Origin of the sequence: Stenotrophomonas sp. GbtcB23, from assembly GCF_019091045.1 — a bacterium.
Taxonomy (GTDB): domain Bacteria; phylum Pseudomonadota; class Gammaproteobacteria; order Xanthomonadales; family Xanthomonadaceae; genus Stenotrophomonas; species Stenotrophomonas rhizophila_A.
In genome coordinates, this window is the sequence record NZ_JAGXKC010000355.1 from 1 (window position 1) to 281 (window position 281).

The following is a 281-nucleotide window of genomic DNA, read 5'->3' on the forward strand; positions in this document are numbered from 1 at the left end:
AGTGCGCCGTCCGGCCAGCAGGCCTTCGGCGCGCCGAGCCGCACGTCCATGCCGATCAGCGCAGCCCCCGTCAGCAGCCAGTTGCCCATGTTGTTGCCGGCATCGCCCAGAAAGCAGAAGGAGAGCTGCGACAGGTGCTTGCGGGTATATTCACGCATGGTCAGGAAATCGGCGAGAATCTGCGTCGGATGGAATTCGTCCGTCAGGCCGTTGTAGACAGGCACGCCCGCATGAGCGGCGAGGGTTTCGGCCTGCTCCTGCCCGAAGCCGCGATATTCGCT

Annotated in this window: 1 pseudogene; it reads right to left on the reverse strand. The window is 64.4% G+C overall.

The features are described 5' to 3' along the window. Positions 1-281: pseudogene (locus KVS69_RS19395) on the reverse strand (ornithine carbamoyltransferase subunit F); the annotation flags it as partial.